Source organism: Auritidibacter sp. NML100628 (genome assembly GCF_003185985.1).
Lineage (GTDB): Bacteria > Actinomycetota > Actinomycetes > Actinomycetales > Micrococcaceae > Auritidibacter > Auritidibacter ignavus.
In genome coordinates this window covers 95,811-113,250 of record NZ_QHLP01000001.1, presented here as the reverse complement: position 1 = coordinate 113,250, position 17,440 = coordinate 95,811, and the positions used below count along the sequence as shown (strand labels likewise).

At 58.3% G+C, this 17,440-nt stretch carries 18 protein-coding genes and 2 tRNA genes; 16 read left to right on the top strand and 4 right to left on the bottom strand.

Annotated features, from left to right (window positions below; genetic code table 11):
- Window positions 1-45 precede the first annotated feature (45 nt).
- The 4 genes from DCC24_RS00580 (at window position 46) to DCC24_RS00565 (ending at window position 3,911) form a co-directional block, all read left to right on the top strand.
- Window positions 46-1,227, top strand: a complete 1,182-nt coding sequence (locus DCC24_RS00580; RefSeq protein ID WP_110097967.1) for a cystathionine gamma-synthase — start codon at window positions 46-48, stop codon at window positions 1,225-1,227.
- 267 nt (window positions 1,228-1,494) lie between these two features.
- Window positions 1,495-3,342, top strand: coding sequence for a DEAD/DEAH box helicase (locus DCC24_RS00575; protein ID WP_110097966.1), 1,848 nt, complete (start codon window positions 1,495-1,497; stop codon window positions 3,340-3,342).
- 11 nt (window positions 3,343-3,353) lie between these two features.
- A complete protein-coding gene (locus tag DCC24_RS00570) occupies window positions 3,354-3,725 on the top strand; it encodes an iron chaperone (RefSeq protein ID WP_158524560.1) in 372 nt (123 codons plus the stop codon).
- 114 nt (window positions 3,726-3,839) lie between these two features.
- Window positions 3,840-3,911 (top strand) — tRNA-Thr (locus tag DCC24_RS00565).
- An 83-nt stretch (window positions 3,912-3,994) separates the two neighbouring features.
- On the opposite strand, the gene DCC24_RS00560 is transcribed toward DCC24_RS00565, so the two are convergent.
- Window positions 3,995-5,056 carry a low specificity L-threonine aldolase gene (locus tag DCC24_RS00560; protein ID WP_158524559.1) on the bottom strand — a complete coding sequence of 354 codons (1,062 nt, stop codon included), beginning with the start codon at window positions 5,054-5,056 and terminating at the stop codon, window positions 3,995-3,997.
- 142 nt (window positions 5,057-5,198) lie between these two features.
- On the opposite strand from DCC24_RS00560, the gene DCC24_RS00555 reads away from it, so the two are divergent.
- Both DCC24_RS00555 and DCC24_RS12005 read left to right on the top strand, forming a co-directional pair.
- Window positions 5,199-5,272, top strand: a tRNA-Met gene (locus tag DCC24_RS00555).
- A gap of 460 nt (window positions 5,273-5,732) precedes the next feature.
- Window positions 5,733-5,888 carry a hypothetical protein gene (locus tag DCC24_RS12005; protein ID WP_158524558.1) on the top strand — a complete coding sequence of 52 codons (156 nt, stop codon included), beginning with the start codon at window positions 5,733-5,735 and terminating at the stop codon, window positions 5,886-5,888.
- A gap of 19 nt (window positions 5,889-5,907) precedes the next feature.
- Here DCC24_RS12005 and DCC24_RS00545 read toward each other — a convergent pair whose 3' ends face one another.
- A complete protein-coding gene (locus tag DCC24_RS00545) occupies window positions 5,908-6,216 on the bottom strand; it encodes a hypothetical protein (protein ID WP_110097962.1) in 309 nt (102 codons plus the stop codon).
- A gap of 567 nt (window positions 6,217-6,783) precedes the next feature.
- Between DCC24_RS00545 and DCC24_RS00540 the strand changes: the two genes are divergently transcribed.
- From DCC24_RS00540 to DCC24_RS12000, 3 genes are all read left to right on the top strand, one after another.
- Entirely contained in the window at window positions 6,784-7,500 is a 717-nt protein-coding gene (locus DCC24_RS00540) for a DUF4190 domain-containing protein (RefSeq protein WP_158524557.1), read from the top strand.
- 472 nt (window positions 7,501-7,972) lie between these two features.
- Window positions 7,973-9,064 carry a DUF4190 domain-containing protein gene (locus DCC24_RS00535; protein ID WP_199446145.1) on the top strand — a complete coding sequence of 364 codons (1,092 nt, stop codon included), beginning with the start codon at window positions 7,973-7,975 and terminating at the stop codon, window positions 9,062-9,064.
- 151 nt (window positions 9,065-9,215) lie between these two features.
- Window positions 9,216-9,638, top strand: a complete 423-nt coding sequence (locus DCC24_RS12000; protein WP_158524556.1) for a DUF4190 domain-containing protein — start codon at window positions 9,216-9,218, stop codon at window positions 9,636-9,638.
- A 59-nt stretch (window positions 9,639-9,697) separates the two neighbouring features.
- Here the strand turns inward: DCC24_RS12000 and DCC24_RS00525 are convergent, their stop codons facing one another.
- Window positions 9,698-11,110 carry a Na+/H+ antiporter family protein gene (locus tag DCC24_RS00525; RefSeq protein ID WP_199446143.1) on the bottom strand — a complete coding sequence of 471 codons (1,413 nt, stop codon included), beginning with the start codon at window positions 11,108-11,110 and terminating at the stop codon, window positions 9,698-9,700.
- A 409-nt stretch (window positions 11,111-11,519) separates the two neighbouring features.
- Here DCC24_RS00525 and DCC24_RS00520 point away from each other — a divergent pair, with 409 nt between their 5' ends.
- The 7 genes from DCC24_RS00520 to DCC24_RS00495 all read left to right on the top strand — a co-directional run bounded on the left by DCC24_RS00520 (window position 11,520) and on the right by DCC24_RS00495 (window position 16,157).
- On the top strand, window positions 11,520-12,920 hold the full coding sequence (locus DCC24_RS00520; RefSeq protein ID WP_110097960.1) for an L-serine ammonia-lyase: 1,401 nt from the start codon (window positions 11,520-11,522) through the stop codon (window positions 12,918-12,920).
- 144 nt (window positions 12,921-13,064) lie between these two features.
- Entirely contained in the window at window positions 13,065-13,484 is a 420-nt protein-coding gene (locus DCC24_RS00515) for a hypothetical protein (RefSeq protein ID WP_110097959.1), read from the top strand.
- Window positions 13,414-13,686, top strand: a complete 273-nt coding sequence (locus DCC24_RS11915) for a DUF4175 domain-containing protein (protein WP_146206237.1) — start codon at window positions 13,414-13,416, stop codon at window positions 13,684-13,686. The genes DCC24_RS00515 and DCC24_RS11915 overlap by 71 nt, the downstream gene beginning before the upstream one ends.
- Before the next feature lie 89 nt (window positions 13,687-13,775).
- Entirely contained in the window at window positions 13,776-14,039 is a 264-nt protein-coding gene (locus DCC24_RS00510; protein ID WP_110110256.1) for a hypothetical protein, read from the top strand.
- Between the two features lie 76 nt (window positions 14,040-14,115).
- The gene (locus DCC24_RS00505; protein ID WP_110097957.1) at window positions 14,116-14,565 is read left to right on the top strand and encodes a MaoC family dehydratase N-terminal domain-containing protein; all 450 of its coding nucleotides are present in this window, start codon (window positions 14,116-14,118) and stop codon (window positions 14,563-14,565) included.
- Between the two features lie 3 nt (window positions 14,566-14,568).
- Window positions 14,569-15,078, top strand: a complete 510-nt coding sequence (locus DCC24_RS00500) for a MaoC/PaaZ C-terminal domain-containing protein (RefSeq protein WP_110097956.1) — start codon at window positions 14,569-14,571, stop codon at window positions 15,076-15,078.
- Window positions 15,075-16,157 (top strand): UDP-N-acetylmuramate dehydrogenase, encoded by a 1,083-nt coding sequence (locus tag DCC24_RS00495; RefSeq protein ID WP_110097955.1) that lies wholly within the window; start codon window positions 15,075-15,077, stop codon window positions 16,155-16,157. Before DCC24_RS00500 ends, DCC24_RS00495 begins: the two co-directional genes overlap by 4 nt.
- A gap of 105 nt (window positions 16,158-16,262) precedes the next feature.
- Here the strand turns inward: DCC24_RS00495 and asd are convergent, their stop codons facing one another.
- The gene (gene asd / locus DCC24_RS00490) at window positions 16,263-17,438 is read right to left on the bottom strand and encodes an aspartate-semialdehyde dehydrogenase (RefSeq protein ID WP_110097954.1); all 1,176 of its coding nucleotides are present in this window, start codon (window positions 17,436-17,438) and stop codon (window positions 16,263-16,265) included.
- Between the last annotated feature and the right edge of the window lie 2 nt (window positions 17,439-17,440).

Sequence of the window (17,440 nt, the reverse complement as noted above, 5' to 3'; positions counted from 1 at the left end):
GAGCTATCACAAGCTACGACAAGTAAGGATTTCACGAAGGTCATCATGACTGAGCAACGTGCCCACGGTTTCAACACTCGAGCTATTCACGCTGGCCAAGACATTGACCCGAATAACGGGTCGGTCGTGCCCCCGGTGTACTTGTCAACCACCTATGCGCCCGAAGCGATTGGCCAGTTGCGGCAAGGTTATGACTACAGTCGTGGCACCAACCCGACCCGTGATGCCCTGCAGAACCAGATTGCTGCCCTGGAAACCGGTAATTCTGCGAGCGGACGCGCCATGACCTTCACCTCGGGGTTGGCCGCCGAAAACGCGTTGCTGATGGCAGTGGCGGCTCCCGGTGATCACCTGGTGATGGGTAATGACGTCTACGGCGGTACCCACCGCCTGATTAACAAGATCTTGGGACAGTGGCACCTGGCTCACACGGTGGTGGATATGTCCGACCTAGACCAGGTCGATCAGGTGATGACCGCCCGGGAGACCAAGCTGTTGTGGGTCGAAACGCCGACCAACCCGCTGATGAAGATCGCCGATATCGCCGGGCTAGCGGAGCTGGCGCACCGGCACAGAGCGTTGTTGGTGGTCGATAACACTTTCGCCACCCCGTATTTGCAGTTGCCACTGCAACTGGGCGCCGATGTGGTGGTGCACTCCACCACCAAGTACATGGGCGGACACTCCGATACAGTCGGTGGCGCCGTGGTGACCGAAAATCAGGAGGTGGCCGACAAGGTTCAATTTCAACAAGCTGCCGCGGGGGCCACCAACAGTCCGATGGACGCATACCTAGTGACCCGCGGGCTGAAGACCCTGGGTGTCCGGATGGACCGGCACGTGGCCAATGCCACCGCTGTGGCCGAATGGTTGACCGAACAGCCACAGGTCTCCCAGGTGCACTATCCGGGACTGTCGACTCACCCGCAATACGAGCTGGCCTCCCGGCAGATGAAAGCCGGAGGTGGCATGGTCTCGGCCCAGTTCAGCGGTGGTGCCCCGGTCGCGAAGAAGATTGCCGAGTCCACGCGCCTGTTCCAGCTGGCTGAATCCCTGGGGGGAGTGGAGTCACTGATGAATTACCCGGCAGAGATGACCCATGCGTCGGTAGCCGGGACCGAATTGGCCGTTCCCGACGACCTGGTTCGACTGTCGGTGGGTATTGAAGACGCCGATGATCTCGTCGAAGACCTCCGTCAGGCCTTCGCTCAGCTACGAGATTCCTGATGATGCTGGCGTATTTGCAGGTGTCACCGCTGGTTGCTTGTGGCGTACACTAGAGGAATGACCGTCCGGTCTGCCCCCGAAACATCCTGTGATAGCCCGGGATGTCCTGTGGCAAAGAACTAGCTGTCTTCTCGCGCCTGAGGCGAGCGAGGTTCTCGGTGCCAGAATTGTGGCGCGGTGCGCTGTTGGAGCGTACCAGGGGTGTTCCGGAATACGTGTGAAAAACGATCCCAATTCGTTTCCTTGCCCCCTATAGAGGACCCCACGATGACTGAATCATCACAGCACATGTCTGTGCCCGAAAACTCCACGACCAGTGGCCACGTGACCTTCTCGGACCTGATCAGCGACCAACGACTGTTGGCTCCCTTAGAGAAACTGGGATATGAGAAGCCCTCGCCAATTCAGGCCGAAACCATCCCGCTATTGCTCCAGGGCCGCGACGTAGTTGGTTTAGCCCAAACCGGTACCGGCAAAACGGCCGCCTTCGCGCTTCCGGCCCTGGCCCGGTTGCTCGACACTCTTGAGGGGGACCCTGAGGTCCAGGCTCCCCGCATTCTTGTGCTCGCTCCCACTCGTGAGCTGGCGCTGCAGGTCGCTGAAGCTTTCACCAGCTACGCTGCCGAAATCCCGCAAGCCACCGTCGTCCCAGTTTACGGAGGCTCGGCCTACGGCCCTCAGCTGGCAGGACTGCGACGTGGCGCCGCCATTGTCGTGGGAACCCCTGGACGCGTCATTGACCATTTGGAAAAAGGGTCCTTGGACCTCTCTCAGATGCGTTACATCGTCTTGGACGAGGCTGACGAGATGTTGCGGATGGGATTCGCGGAAGAAGTCGACCGGATCCTGAGCGGAACCCCCGAGGATAAACAAACCGCGCTGTTTTCAGCCACCATGCCACGCGCGATTCAGCGGATCTCTGGGGACTACCTCAACGACCCGGCCCAAGTGGAAATCGCAGCTGAATCAACCACCGCCCAGAACATTCGTCAGCGCTACATCCAGGTGTCTTTCCCGTGGAAACTCGAGGCCATGACCCGGATCCTGGAAACCGAGGACACCGACGGGATCATCACTTTCGTACGCACCCGGAACATGACCGAGGAACTTACCCAAAAACTCCAGGCCAGAGGCTTTCGCGCGGCCGCGATATCGGGCGATATTCCACAAAATATTCGAGAAAAGACCGTCGAAGATCTCCGTGCCGGCCGTATCGACATTCTGGTCGCCACTGATGTGGCCGCCCGCGGGCTCGACGTGGAACGGATCTCCCACGTGATCAACTACGACATTCCGCACGACACCTCTTCCTATGTGCACCGCATCGGTCGCACCGGTCGTGCCGGACGGGCCGGGGACGCCATCATCCTGATGACCCCGCGCGAACGTCACCAACTGCGAGCAATCGAAAAAGCTACCGACCAACGGGTAGAAGAGATGCAACTGCCATCCCTTGAAGAAGTCAACGCCTCCCGGGTACAGCGTTTTGCCGACCAGATTACTGCCACCCTGGGTGAGGAAGAAGATTCCAATATCGCCTCCTTCCGCGAGCTGGTCACCACCTACGTCGACGAACACAATGTGGCTGCCGTTGACGTCGCAGCGGCGTTGGCGATGATGGCCCAAGACGGCCGACCCCTGTTCGCCGAAGAACCCGATCTACCCCCCATGAAACTCGATCGGGGGAAGAAAAACCGCACGGCACGTGGCCACCGCAAGAACCACGATCGTGGGGTGGCTACCCCAGCCGATGGCAAGGCCACCTACTGGATCGCAGTGGGACATAAAGACCGCGTGCGTCCTGGCAATATCGTCGGCGCTATCGCCAATGAGGCCAACCTTGATGCCCGCGAGATCGGCGACATCAGTATTCGTCCCACGCACTCGCTGGTGGAGTTACCCGAAAAGCTCTCCAAAGAACAGCTTGCTACCCTGCGCGATGCCACGGTGGCCGGACGACGTCTTAACCTGCGATTGGACCGGGGGCGTCCGGAAGACCGTGGTGGGCTCGCTCCAAGTCGTCGAGATCGTGAGACCACCTCGCGTCGTGAGGGCCGGACCGCAAAGAAGAAGGAACGCTGGTCCAAGGCGAAGAAGCGGGCTGCGAAGAAATGAGCGCTTCGATCGTGACCTTCCAGGACTATCTCGACCTGATAGCTGACACAGAGCATCAGGGAAAATTCGCTGCGCTCGTCAGATTTACTGAGGCCATGCACGCTGGCTTGACAGTGGAAATCAAATGGAACACCCCCATGCTGACTTTGGGCGGAACATTTATTATCGCCTACAGTGTGGCGAAAACTCATATCGCGGTGGGACCCGAACTCGTCATCCTGGAGCAGTTCCGCGCTCGAGTAAGCCAGGCCGGCTATCAGTCGACCAAGAGCCAATTCACGATTCCGTGGGATGCTCAGGTGAACTGGTCTCTTTTGCGCGAGATGGTCGAGCAGACCATCATGCTCAAAAAAGGCTCGAAGACGTTCTGGTACGCCGGTTAGCCCTGGCTGAGACCCGACCTATCTGAAGGAAATCGTGACGTTCACCATGTTCGTCGCGATTCTGCCCTCTCGATTTCACTTCTGCGAAATTCATTGGTAAACTCATTCCTCGTTGCCCCGATAGCTCAGTGGTAGAGCGCCATCTTGGTAAGATGGAGGTCCCGGGATCGATTCCCGGTCGGGGCTCAGAGACTAAAGACCCGCACAGGCCAATGTGCGGGTCTTTGTGTAGGTCCCGGCACTTGTCAATGAGCCAAAAACAGGTGCCTTCAGTCGGTGAGGTCGTTCCACAACGTCTCGATATTTTCCGGCGAAGTTTGCCAGGGGCACATCAGGCGTACCACCGGCCACCCTTGAGCATCCGTGTCCCACTGCCGTAATCGATAGCGGTGGCGCCCACGCTTTAGCTTGTCGGGATGTAGTGCGATGAATACTCCACTGACGCGGGGCTCGCGAACCGGACGAGCCCAGTCGTAGTGTGTGGCGCACTCGGCTAGGTAGCGCGCCATATCGTTAGCGTGCTGAGCGTTGTTTAACCAGGTGTCGTTATCAAGCAGAGCCAACAACTGGGCCGATAAGAACCGCTGTTTGGAAGCTAACTGCGTGGTGTATTTGCGAACCCGCTCGACGACACCGAGAGTGTCGCCCTGGTCCCTCGTGTGAAGCACGACGACCGCCTCGGCTCCTAACGCGCCGAGCTTGGTCGCGCCCAGGGTAAGGACATCGATACCAACATCAACGGTCAGTTCTGCTAAAGAACAGTTCAAACTCACAGCCGCTTGGGCAAGACGTGCGCCGTCCATGTGGACCTTCAACCCGTGCCGATGTGCTAACTCGGTCAGCTGGCGCAGTTGCTGTGGCGAATAGAGACCGGCGCGTTCGGGGGCTTGCGCCAGTGTGACCGCTTCCGCACGTGGTACATGAATATTGTCTCGAACTACTGACGGGGTGAGCACCGTCTCTAACTGCCCCATATCATAGGTGCCGTCCGGGTGGGCCGGACAGGGGCGGACACGGATCCCCGCCAGCCCTTCGATCGAGGTCGACTCGGTGCTGAGAATATGGGAACTCGCAGGTGCGTATACCATGCCGAAGTGGCCACAAATTGCCTGCAAAGCCACCATATCTCCACCGGTGCCATTGAATACGGCAAACATCACGGCATCAGGACCGAATAAGTTTGTCGCTAAACGACTGAGTTCCCCAGTGACATCGTCATCCCCGGAGGGGCCGGCATAGCCGGAATTCGCCCGCTCGAGCCCGGCCATCACCGTCGGATGTATACCGGCGGTATTGTCTGAATGGAATCGGTGGTCAACACGATCTGGCATGGTAGTCATTCGTGCTGATCCAGATCTGCGTCGCTACCACCGATGATCTACAGAATCCGTCGTCGCGATCACGCCACCCCAAATTGACTCTCTGATATTAACTATGTGAAAATATATAGGTTGCTTGATCAGAGCACACTATGGCTGCGTAGCTCAGTTGGTGAGAGCGCACGACTCATAATCGTGAGGTCGACAGTTCGAGTCTGTCCGCAGCTACCCTTGTCAACACGCGGAACCTCTCCGAGGCACTAACGACGGCCCACACGACATGAGGTCAAGCCTCGATGCAGTAGATGAGATCCTCCACGACTGCTCCTGCGCTCAGGATGTTTCCCATTGACGAAGGCGCCCGTCGACGATCTACTCTGGCACGGATTTCTTTCTCCTCACACTGATGGTCCCTGCGTTGGGTAGGTCCACTGTGTGCCGAAACACTAAGGAGAAACATCCCTGAGTGCGGGATCACTCACACACCAGAGGACCGGCACTTCGTGTTGGCATACCTAAGGTACTCTTTCACGTGTTCTCCAGCATAAAACGGGTCGTCGCTGGTGGCCACGCGAGCAGTGAGCACGGGCATAGCCGGTGGGCAGTGAAAGTTGGAACCGACGGGTGCCAGGCCGGCCTTCGGGGTGGCGTTCGCGAAAATCCGGTAAACCAGTCAGGACTGAACACGGTGAGCGTTGTTGCGTTTTTTATGGGCTTTATGCCCTCGCCGGTGGGCGTGATGATTTTTACCTGTGCGCTCGCGACCGTCCTTCTCTGGGGCGTCGCCACGGGACGTTTTTTGGGTTGGTTAACCGATGCAGTAGAACCGGGAGCTGAGAGCTGAAGCATCTCACAGGGCAGAGTCAGCGGTGGATGCCGACGTGACTCTCATAATTTGCGAAACCTGCTACGGCATCAGCGAGCAGGGAAGCAGTGCCCTCCACGATCCGAGAAATAGCCAAATGTTCGCGGATGAATACGCTCGTTGAGCTCGCACGAATGGTCGCTCGCACGCGGCTGCAGTCCCTAAGGAATTCAGCGGATTCTTGCGCAATCCGTCGAATGGTGGTCGGGCTGGCGATACCACCGTGATAGGCGACGTTGTTGTTCAAGGCATCGACGATCCTTAGTGCTTGCCAGGTCCAAGGGCGGTACCAAAAGTCGGTGTTCATCCCCACCGTTTTGTGGGGTGTTTTTTCTGTCGAACTTGCTCGCCTGCTCATTCGACGAATGGGACGTGCAGGCCGGCTCGACCAAGCTGGAACCGACCGGACACCTCCAAGAACCTATGTTCTTGCCGGATCGTGATCATCTCTCGGTGATGGTCCCAATGAGGCTCCTTGGCTCAGTCAGGCCAGATGGCAGAGCTGAATCGGTGACGAAGAATGGGCAGACACCATTAACTCATCGGCACAAAGTACATACCTTGAGTTCAGAGAACCGAGAAGCATCTTTTCTTTATGATCTTGTCTTCTCAACGCTTACTTGTGATTTGATGTATTGGTAACAGCCGAGGCGTATTCCGGCTGTGACGATTGAAGGGGCACGATATGTCGCATAATAACCCTGCCTACGGCGACGGTTCCGCGAGAAACGGTGATACGGACCCACCGAGGCCGATACCGCCATATCCAGTACAGGATCCTACGCAGTTTTCTGGTGACCCTAACTCCTATGGCCAGATTCCACCTGACGGTGGATGGGGCGGGACGGCGCCAGGTGGTTACTACGGTGGTGGCGTGCCTCCATATCCGCAACCGCCGATGAATACGATGAGTATCGTCGGTTTCATTCTCGCTTTTCTGCTCGCACCGGTGGGTGCGATCCTCAGTCATATTGCCCGGGGCCAAATTAAACGTTCCGGTGAGCGTGGTGAGGGCTTGGCGCTGGCTGGAATCATCATTGGATGGACCCAAACCGCCGTCGCTGTTTTAGGTCTGGTCGTGTTCTTTGCTGTTGGTGGCTTTTTGTTCTCAATGTTCACCCAGACAATATCCGAATTGGAAACCGAAGTTACTGCAAGTGCCGTCCCCGACGAGGACACTAGTGAGGATTCAACGGACACGTCCGCTGAGCCAACGCAGACCCACGAAGCGTCACGGCCGAACCCCCTCGGGGGAAAACCATATGACGTCAACCCGGATGAGACTGATGGCGCCGTGGTTAGCAGAGATCTGAATGCGCCACATTGTGATGCGGTCAACGAGGTCTTGGACAACATGGCGGGGTTAGATTCTTCTGACCAAGGCGAGATGCAAGAGATCGCCGGTTCATATGATCGTTTGGCAGATGTTCATAGCGATCCCAGCGCGACAGAACTCTACAGAGAGTACGCCAGAGCTTTGCGCGATCCCGTAGGTAACACCGATGTCGAATTCGTGGAACTCAGCGAAGAGGCTGCCGAGCAACTAGGGCAAGACATTGTCTCGTGTGGCATAGTGCCGATGTTCGCATGAGGTCACCTTGACGTGCACTCATTTGGGAACATATGTGAACCAAGTCCATGTGCGAGAAACGCTGGAGAGATCTGTACACGCGATCTGCACAGAGGCAGAGCCGAAGGCACGGCATCTACTATAGGACTAACTGGGGATGGGGAGGCTGGCATAGCGATCCGCCGGGCCTGGCGCTCTATCGGGGCCTTGGCTGGAGAGTCTCTATTCGCCAGGATAGTCCTACCCTGAGAACCGTGTTAGCAGGTTTTGTGCGCGATCATCAGAAAAATTTTGCTGATGTGGGAACAAAAGTGTCGAATGACTCATTTCATAGCTGGCGTGAGAAGTTGAACACTGCACACCCCGCAACAAGAGAACACCGTATCAGGGGCAGGCGCTTGACCCCTTGACGAAGAAGCGCTGGCTCATGGTTTGATATCGTCAGGACCTCTTGAGGTGGATTTCAGCGGGAGAGAGCGAAGGAAAAACGGAGATGTCGAATAATTACCCTCCCTACGGACCCGATTCTGAAGGGCAAGAGCCCTCCGAGGTCACGCGGCCGATGCCACAGTATCCTGCGTCGAATCCCCCGCAGGTTCCACCCCGGTACTCTGCGGACAGTAACCCTTACGAACAATTCGGGGATCAGCAACAACCACCGTCCGGCCAGTCGCCCTATGGCGACCCGAACGCCGGCTGGAACGCGGGTGAGCAGTTCGGAGGTCAGGTGCCCCCTACCGGCTGGGGTGCAGGCCCCGGCGGGGGTTATTACGGTGGCAGAGATGACGGCAACTTCGGTGGTGGTATGCCACCCCAGCAACAGCCACCCATGAATACGTTGAGCATCGTTGGTTTTATTCTGGCTTTTTTGTTTGCTCCTGTGGGTGCGATTTTGAGTCACGTTGCCCGGGGCCAGATTAAGAAGTCTGGGGAACGAGGAGGAGGCCTTGCCCTGGCCGGTATTATTATCGGCTGGGTTGTCACTGTTCTTGCTATTGTTGCTCTGGTGGTGGCTTTTGCGTTCGGGAGCCTGCCATGGCAGTCTGATGATGAGCCGAGTGAAGAGGCTACAGCTGAAGAAACAGAAAGTGCTGAGCCAGAGCAAGAAGCCAGCCCGGAGCCACAGGACACGGCCCCAGAGCCACCGGAAGTTGCAGATCCCTTTGGACAAAACTCCATGAGTGAGGACCCCTTGAGCCAGGATCCGCTGGGTGAAGATCCTTTCGGCGGGGATTCGTTTAACTCGACCGCCGATGCCACTGACGGTGCGAGAAGTGACACTAGCGGTGCGGTCGGAGGCGACGTTAACCAAGCCTTCTGCGACGCGCTTGCTGACTATCAGCAGCTCGCATGGGAAGTGGATTACACGGATCCGTCGGCTACAGATGAGTATGCAGATGGGATGGAGCGTCTCGCAGATACTCGCGATGATTCAGAGGCCGAGAAAGTGTACCGGGACTATGTCGGGCACTTGCGCGACCCTCTCGGTGATCACGACACCGAGCTCTTTGTCGCATCGGAAGCGCTCGCCGAACAAATGGTGGCTGATACCGGCAAGTGCCATTCAGAAGGGTATGCCCAGTAGTTTGGTCTCGCACTACGCTTATGATACGGACTATTCTCAGGCCAACGCACTAGGATTCTTTTTCGGTCCGGTTTTACGTTATGAGCATCAGAAACTTAGAAACGATAGACACGGTGCCCGGGCCGGGCATTCGGCAAGACAAGGACGACACATGACCGACAATCACGAGTCGCACAACGACCCCTACGGCGGATGGGCCACCGGTTCTTCTCAGCCCACGGATGCTCCAGGAGACAGCTACCGGGCGTACAGCACCCCGCCACCTTGGGGATATCCGCAACAAGAGCCCAGCACTGTTGCCAACGGCCAGAGCGTCTATCCACCCATCGGGCAACCGATATACTATGCGCCGTTTAACACTATGGCTATTGTTGGGTTTGTGTTCTCGCTACTCATTCCCATTGTCGGTGTGATCTGCTCGCATATTTCGCTCAGCCAGATTAAGAAAACTGGAGAACGGGGCCGTGGCCTTGCGCTAGCCGGCGCCATCATCGGTTGGGTTATTATCGGTTTGGGTGTTGGCTTCCTGCTGTTTATGTTCATCTCGTTCTTGGCCGCGGTGGCGACGCTTTAGTCGGCTGGGATCTGTGAGCGCCCCGGTGCCATGGAGTTCTGGGCATAGTTCATGGTGGCTTAGAGGACCATGGCTGCGATCCAGCCAGCTACCAGCAACGGAATATTGAAGTGCAGAAACGTTGGAATCACCGAGTCTTTGATGTGATCGTGTTGGCCATCAGCGCCCAGGCCCGCGGTGGGACCTAAGGTGGAGTCCGAGGCGGGGGAGCCGGCGTCCCCCAGAGCGCCGGAAGTACCGACGATAGCCACGGTCGCAGCCGGTGAGAATCCCAAAGCCAAACACAGCGGAACGTAAATGCTGGAAATGATCGGTAGCGTGGAGAACGAGGAACCGATGCCCATGGTCACGACCAGGCCAACCACCAGCATGGCCAATGCGGCCAGGGCCTTCTGATCACCCACTAGTTCCTGAGTACCGGCCACCAGTGGCTCGATGGCTCCGGACTCCGCCATCACCGCGGCAAAACCCTGTGCGGTGATCATGGTGAAGCCGATCATGGCCATCATGCGCATGCCTTGATTGAATACGTTATCGGCTTCGTTCCACTTTACCGCTCCGGAGGCCAGAATGATGGCCAGTCCCAACAGGGCACCAACGAGCAAGCCGTTGGCCTCGGAATCAAGAATATTCAGGATCACCTGGACCCCGAAGCAGGCGAGGATCGCCGCAAGAGAACAGATGATCTTATAGGTGCTGGGCTGAGGCTCGGTCGGGGTGCTATCGGTCGGTTCGGTGGCCGTGTCGGTGATGTTAAGTTGTCGATAAGTACGCGGCTTGCGGTAGGTAATAAACACCGCCACTAACATCCCTACGAGCATGCCCGTAGCCGGGATAGCCATGACCGACATGATGTTGATATTGGAGGTATCCAATCCTGCCAATTCGATATTGGAGAGCAAGATGTCGTGGAGGAAAATCTGCCCGAACCCTAGCGGGACATACATATAGGTTGTGACCAGGCCGAAGGTCAGCACACAAGCGATGACGCGCCGGTCGAGGTGCAGTCGGTTCAGCACCCCCAACAGTGGGGGAATCAGCAGAGGAATAAACGCGATGTGGACCGGAATCAGGTTCTGGGAGAAGACCGACATCAGCAACACGCCAGCAATCAGGGTATAGCGCGTTGCTACTTCGATGCGTTGGGACTTGTCCTCGCTGGAGTGATCTAGGCGTTTGACGATCGCGTCGGAGAGCAATTTCGGTAACCCGGAGTTGGCCACGGCCATGGCGAAAGCACCTAACAGGGCGTAGCTGAGTGCGACGCGCGCGCCCCCTCCGAGCCCGTCTTGGAAGGCAACCATCGTTGATTCCAGTCCCATGCCGGCGACGAGGCCTCCGACGAGCGCACCAATGAAGAGTGCAATCACGACGTGCAGACGGCAAACGGCCAGCACGAGCATAACGACAACGGCGATAATCACTGCATTCACGAGCATGAGATTATGCCAGATCACACTCCGGCTGTGCATGATGTTGAGACTTTATGTAGTGCGCAGGGTTAGCCGACACAGGATGTTTGGTCAGCCAGGGCGGGAATGATGACTTGACCACCAAAGTTAAGCGTTGTGGTGAGCGGGCCACCGCTGGTGCGTGACGGCTGAGGTAGGTTCCAGGAGCTCGCATGGATAGATATGGCCACGATATAGGCAACTATGGTCTGCTACGGGCACAGCCACACCGGCCCGCGGGCGCCGGTAGCAGGCTCACCCCCAGGTCAGGCTATTGTGACTTTCTGATCGCACCGGTGCGAGGGGTTTATGCAAGACTGGAATGACACCATCCGGTGTCGTGGCGAAAGCTGTAACTCGCCATCACGCGGGGTGGTGAAACCTCGATGCGATGCAGGCTGTCCCTGATCGGCGAAATACAGGAGTAATCATGGCGCTGAGTGCACTCGACATGTTTTCCATCGGCCTGGGGCCTTCATCCTCCCATACGGTAGGACCGATGCGGGCCGCTGCGACGTTCATTAATGATCTTGACGCCGAGGTGTTGAGAAGAACGCACCGAGCAGTCGTGGAACTGTTTGGTTCTCTGGGTGCCACCGGTGTGGGTCACCACTCCGACCAGGCGGTGGTGCTCGGACTGGCCGGATATGATCCGGCCACCATCGATGTTGAAAAGGTCGATCATATTATCAACCAGGCCAAAGAAGAACAGACTCTTCTGTTGGCCGGTACACAACGGGTTGGTTTCGACTTTTACCGTGACGTGGTGTTGCACCAGAACAAATCCTTGCCAGCACACCCCAACGCGATGCGGTGCGCGATCTACGATGACCAGGGCGAGGAGTTAGCCGCTCAGGTGCTGTATTCGATTGGTGGGGGGTTCGTCGTCACCGAGGACGAACTGAACGCTCCGTTGACGACCGAACGCCACGCTCGCCATGAATACACCACCGGTAAAGAACTGTTGGCTCACTGCCGGTCCCAGGACAAGTCGATTGACGAGATCGCCTGGGAGAATGAGATCGAGTGGCGCAACCCCGATGAAGTGCGCGAACGGTTGTTGGAGATCTGGCACGTGATGCAAGAGTGCGTGCATACTGGGCTACACCGTACCGAACAGATGTTGCCGGGCACGTTGCTGGTGATGCGGCGGGCCCCGAAGCTCTACGCACACCTGCAACAACTTCTGGAGGAACAGAAAGCATCGCCGGAAAACGTTGATCCCCTCAGCGCGATGGAGTGGGTGAACCTCTATGCGCTGGCGGTCAATGAGGAAAACGCCTCTGGGGGACGTGTGGTGACGGCCCCGACCAACGGAGCGGCCGGGATTATTCCCGCCGTGATGCATTATTTTGTGCAGTTTTACCCGGAAAAAGCTGACGACGACGCCATCGTGAAGTTTCTGCTTACCGCCTCAGCGATTGGGATCATCATCAAATCGCAGGCTTCCATCTCTGGGGCTGAAGTCGGGTGCCAGGGAGAGGTCGGGTCGGCCTGTGCGATGGCTGCTGCCGGACTGTCCGCCGTCCTCGGTGGCACACCGCAACAGGTTGAGCACGCCGCGGAAGTAGCGCTAGAGCATAATCTGGGGCTGACCTGCGACCCGGTGGGTGGTTTAGTACAGATTCCGTGCATCGAACGCAATGCGATCGCATCCGTGAAGGCCATTAACGCCGCACGGATGTCGAATTTTGATGATGCCGGCGAGCACCGGGTCAGCCTCGACATGGCCGTTGAAACGATGCGTGCCACCGGTGCCGACATGATGGATAAGTACAAGGAAACCTCCCGGGGCGGTCTGGCTGTCACTGTGCGGATGCCTGACTGCTAAACCACCAACCGCACCACATGTGCTGGAAACTGCTCGTGAGGGTCGGGAACATTCCTACTGATTGCTGAATTTCACCAGTGACACGGAACCGGCGAAAGGTTTGCCGGGTACGCTCCCCATCCAACGAGCAGCCAGGGCCAGAACATGAATGACCGTCATCCGTGGAACAACAACAATAACTCCTCGTGGGGTAGCCCGCAGGATCATCTCTCCTCCGACGAGCACGGTCCAACGGACCCCACGGTACGTTTCGATCCTCCGGGATCGGATGAGGAGGTCTATGGCCGACACCGTTCGGATTCTTCTTATCAGTCCGGTGCTGAGGCGTATTCCGAGCCACTCCACGTGAGCCGATCCGGGGACGTCATGGAGCCTGATCAACCGCAGCGGGGCGGAAAGTCGTGGATCTGGTGGGGATTGATCGTGGTGGTTCTGGTGATCGTGGCCGGTGTGTTGCTGTGGATCTTTTTGCGCCCCGATGGTGGCGAAGGCGATGCCGAGCCCAGCCCGTCGCCTGCCGAAGAAATCGTGGAAGAAGACAACGGGCAAAACCGGGGAAGGTGACCAAAACAACCAGAACCAGCCAGGCCGGCCGAACCAGCCGGGGCAACAGGACCAGCAATCTGGTCTTCCGGGAGAACAACAGCCCAGCCAAGCCCCAGACGAGCACGGACAGCAACTCTCGCCCGACAACCCTGGCAACCAGCAAGGCTCCGGTGGCGAGCCTGGCATTGGCGATGACGTCAATGAGGTGATCGAGCCCTAGATCTGATCCAGGTGGGGGGACCGCTGTCGGTGCCGGTCGCGTGGGCAACATATGCGGCTAGGGTCATCCGAACCGGAATAATGGATGCTATGGCAGACAATCCACGTGGCGGGTATAACCCGTGGGAGACCGGATCCACGGTGTACCGACGCGCGCTTCTGAGTGGGATGGCGGTCCTGGGACTGGGGATTCTCCTGGCCATTATTGGCGCTATTGCTCAGGTGATGGTGATCTCCTGGATTGCGCTGGGCGTCATCGGGTTGGGACTTGTCATTCACCTCTTTGCGCAGTGGACTCGTTTTCGCCAAGCTCAGCGCGACCGTGATCAGCGCGGGGGAGTACCCCGTAACTGAGTACTTCTCGCGGTGCTGGGTAGACTGGGATCATTGCGTGCGGACTGTTTTGACAAGTTGAGAGGACGAACGATTCGTGAGTTCACCGATCACCGGCCGTGAATACCCGGCTGTAGGACCGTATCTCGTCGCCAGGGAAAAGATTCGCGACTTTGCTTTGGCCACCAAAAACACCCACCCCGTCCACCGTGAGGTGCAGGCGGCGCAGCAGGCTGGCTATGCGGACCTGGTGGCGCCACCGACTTTTTTGGTGACGTTGGCTCAACGTGCCGAAGCTGCAGTGTTGGCGGATCCCGAGGCAGAGATCGATTTCTCCCGGGTGGTTCACGCCGATGAACGCTTCAGCCTATCCCGTCCTATTGTGGCCGGTGACGAGTTGTTCGCCCGCGCCACGGTTGCCTCGGATAAAGCACTGGGTGGACACCGGATGGTGACCACCGAAACCGTGGTGACCGATGCCACCGACACGCAGGTAGCCACCGTGCGCTCCAGCCTGCTGGTGCGTGCGGTAGATGAGGAGGCCTAAGCGATGACCACGTCACCACAAGCACAACCAGCACTGCCGGTCATCTCCGAGCTGTCCCCAGGAGACATCATCTCTGAAACCACCGTGGAACTGCGCCGGGCCGATTTGGTGCGCTACGCTGGAATTTCCGGTGATGCCAACCCGATCCACTGGTCCGAGGAGACCGCCCGGGCCTCTGGACTGCCCGGCGTGATCGCTCACGGGATGCTCTCGATGGGCACCGCGGTGGATCTGGTCAGCCACTGGTGCACCGATCCCGGTCGTATTCTGGACTACCAATCCCGCTTTACGTCCATGGTGCCCGTTGCTGAGACCACCCCGGAAGCAGACCCCACCCAGCCGTTTACCACCGGCCCGGCCGGAGCTCGCCTGGCCATTACCGCCAAGGTCGGTGCCGTCACCGCAGACACCGGGGTGGTCCGTATTGATCTGGTCGTCACCAACCCTGACGACGGTGACAGCAAGGTGCTCACCAAAGCACAGGTGCTCGTGCAACTGGATCCTGTGGCATGAGCCCGTCGCTGATCACGCTTGCTGAGCTGACCACCTCTCGGGTCGGCGGCCCGGCGCATAGCCTCATCCGTGCAGAGACTGAAGACCAGCTTATTCAGGCCGTTACCGCCGCCGATGCGGCCCATCAGCCACTTCTGGTGCTCGGCGGTGGCTCCAATCTGCTGGTGGCCGATCGGGGATTCCCCGGAACCGTCGTGCAGATTTGCACCCGGGGCATCGACACGTTGCAGCAACACGATGACTATACGGTTGTGCGCGTGGCTGCCGGAGAAATCTGGGATGACTTTGTGGCCTATACCGTCGAACAAGGCCTCAGCGGAGTCGAAGCGCTCTCCGGGATTCCCGGGTTGGTTGGGGCCACTCCGGTCCAGAACGTCGGTGCCTATGGGGCCGATATTTCCGAATCGTTGCAACGCATCCGGGCTTTGGACCGAGAAACCCACCGCGTGGTGGAACTGGCCGCCGATGAGCTGGACTTCGGATACCGGGACTCGGTCATCAAGCGGAGCCTGCACGACGCCCTGGCCGGGACACGAGTCGAGCACGACGCTTCACCACGGTGGATTGTGCTCAGCGTGGATTTTCACCTGAAACACACCGGAGAAAACGCTGCGGTCCGATACGGGCAACTGGCCAAAGCGCTTGATGTCGAGCTAGACAGTCAAGCCGGACTCCACCGGATCCGTGAGGAAGTGATCCGGCTGCGCACGGGCAAAGGGATGGTCTTGGACCCGGCCGACCACGATACCTGGTCCACCGGCTCGTTCTTCACCAACCCTATTGTGCCTGTCGAACGGACTACTCATCTGCCCGAGGCCGCCCCGAGATTTGGTGCCGGTGATGGGATGGTAAAACTCTCGGCAGCCTGGTTGATCGACCACGCAGGATTCCACAAAGGCTTTCGCCTCGACCACGGGCGGGCTTCACTGTCGACCAAGCACACTCTGGCGCTGACCAACCGGGGAGAGGCCAGCACCGAGGACCTGCTGGAGGTTGCCCGCACGGTGCGTGATGGAGTGCTGGACCACTGGGGTATTGAGCTACGTCCGGAACCTGTGTTGGTGGGTGTGACCTTCTAAGAGTGCTCCCAGACAGGGTCTTAGAGGACTGGCCCACGCTCTACTGACACCACAGCGGGGCCTAACTCGCAACAAAAGGTTTAGCCCCACTGTGGTTGGCGGCGTTTAGAGGTTACCGGTGGCAATCATCAGCATCCGGCGCACCGGTTCGGCGGCGCCCCAGAGCAACTGGTCGCCGACCGTGAAGGCCGACAGGTACTCCGGCCCCATCTGCATCTTCCGCAACCGGCCTACCGGGATAGTCATATCCCCGGAAGCTGCGACGGGGGTCAGTTCTTGCATGGTCGCTTCCTTGGTGTTGGGCACGACCTTGGACCACGGGTTGCTTTGCTCGATCAGATCGGTGATCTCATCCAGGGGAACATCACGGGTCAGCTTTAGGGTCAAGGCCTGCGAGTGGCTACGCAACGCACCGATCCGCACACAAATCGAATCAAAAGGGATGCGCTCGGACTCGGCGGTCCGTCCCAAGATCTTATTGGTCTCAGCGCCACCCTTCCACTCTTCGCGGGAGACACCGCCGTCCAGCTCGGAGTCAATCCATGGGATCAACGAACCGGCCAGGGGTACCTCGAACTCGGTGGTATCCATGGACTCGTCGCGCTGGGAGGCCAAGACCTTGCGGTCAATCTCCAAAATGGCCGAAGACGGATCAGCTAATTCATCGGCCACTGACTGGTGCAGGGTGCCGAAACCGGAGAGCAACTCGCGCATGTGCTTAGCGCCGCCGCCGGAGGCTGCTTGGTAGGTCATCGCGGTGCCCCACTCAATGAGCCCTGCGGTAAAGAGGCCACCGAGGCCCATTAGCATGCAGGACACCGTACAATTACCGCCAATAAAGTCTCTGATACCGTCGCGCAAACCGGCCTCGATGGCGGGCCGGTTGATGGGGTCCAGCACGATCAACGAGTCAGCGCTCATCCGCAAGGTGGAGGCGGCATCAATCCAGATGCCGTCCCAGCCGGTTTCACGCAGCTGCGGGTGGACCTTCTTGGTGTAGTCACCACCCTGCGTGGTGATGATGACCGGGAGCTTTGCTAGCGTCTGGATATCGTAGGCGTCTTGCAGGACACCGTTGTCTTCAGCGGAAGAAAAGCTCGGGGCCGGCGCACCGGGAGAAGATGTGGAGAAGAAGACGGGATTCAGTTTGGAGAAGTCCCCTTCTTCTTGCATCCGTTGCATCAGGACTGACCCCACCATGCCACGCCATCCGACGATTCCTACCGTCTGGTTCTGCGCGGGGTCAGCGTGTTGGATTTGTTGTGCATCATCTACGGTCATGC